The following is a 1,545-nucleotide window of genomic DNA, read 5'->3' as shown; positions in this document are numbered from 1 at the left end:
GCGCATATCATACCTTATCACTTCGCCACCCCACCAAATCATTTCATTATTTAGCGCGTTTGCATCGATGCTCGTATCATAGTCATTGTAGTTTCGCCTTACATTTGTCCAATCAAATGCAAATAAAATGCTATTTTTGATTCCACCAAAATCTAATCCACCATTATTTGTGATACTTAGGCTAACCACATCGCTACTGCTTTGCCCAAGATTTGTATAGACAAAGCGTGAATCACGCGCATTGATTCCAAATTCTGGCATATACAAGTCCGAAGTGCAACTCATTGTGGATAAAGAACCATCAGGGGCTTGACACATTCTGCGGATTTCATCTTTGCCAGCACGATAAATGTATTTTGCACTCAAAATAAACGCATAGATTTTCTGCGTGATTCCGCCCATTAGCTCATCAGTATATGGCACACGCAGTTTTTTGAAATTTGTGTCGTTTTTGTTTTGGTTAAAACAATCAGCTCGATTGTAGCAACTTGTTTTTTTATTTGCCTCATTTGCCATTATCTCTTCCCAGCTTTTGCTAGCATCGCTTCGTGCTAGGCTATATTCTAGCGAGCTTCGCTCCTCCATAAGCCTAAAGGTAAAAAGATTGCGTCCATAATATCTAGACGCACCAAATGTAAGCTGTGTGGCAAAATGTCTGCCCCATCTTAGCTTACTATGTGGCAAAATATAATTTAGCGAAAATCTAGGCGATAGCGTAACTTTGCCCATATAGTTATCGCCATCAAGTCTTAAGCCAATACGCGTATTTATCTCCCCAGCTTTATACAAATCAAACCTCATATCATCTTCTGCATAAAATCCAAAGCTAAGAGAATCTAGCCGTATTTTCCCTGCTTTATAAAAACTAAGCCTATAAGCGTATTGCCCAGTATTATCTTGCCATAAATTATTGTTGCCACCTTGAAAATACACAGGCGAAGTGCTACAACTAATATCGCTACTTAAGCAAGTTTGCCCATTTTTTAGCGGTGCTAGCCACGCAGTCCCACCAAAAAGCATATCCTCCATTCGCTCATAATAAGCATTTACATAGCCAAAATCCCCTCCCACACTAATACGATTTCCCCAAAATCCCACACTCAAAGGCTCAAAATCTTGATTTATTTTTACATTTAGGTTTATTTGTTTGGTATCGACATTGCCATAGCCTCCCTCACTTACCGTGCCACTCTCCAAATTATTTGTCCAATTTTTTTCAGGCGAAGCCCTCCACCCTAGCATATTTACCGCGCTATTTATGCGTGAGCTATCCATATAATTTACATTTGTTTGCGCGCTTAAATGCCCTAGTTTATTATCCCACAATGCTTTAACCCCTGCTTGATGCCCGCCTGTAAGCATATCAAAGCTAGAATTTTTAGTATTTCTAATAAAATAATTGCTAAACGAAGGCGCATACGCATAGCTCGCCTCTAGTCGCAGATTCTCACTCACATCATAATGCCCTTTTATGAAAAAATTATAATTTTGGCGTTTTTGGGTTTTGCGCTTTTCATCAAGTGTGTCGGCTAGATAAGAGCTAGG

Annotated in this window: 1 pseudogene; it reads right to left on the bottom strand. The window is 39.5% G+C overall.

Annotation, left to right across the window (positions count from 1 at the left end):
- Window positions 1-1,545 (bottom strand): annotated as a pseudogene (locus tag ACWIUO_RS13680) (TonB-dependent receptor); the annotation flags it as partial.

This window comes from Helicobacter sp. T3_23-1056 (genome assembly GCF_053654535.1).
Note: the sequence above shows the minus strand (reverse complement) of the source record. Positions and strands in the feature narration are given on the sequence as shown.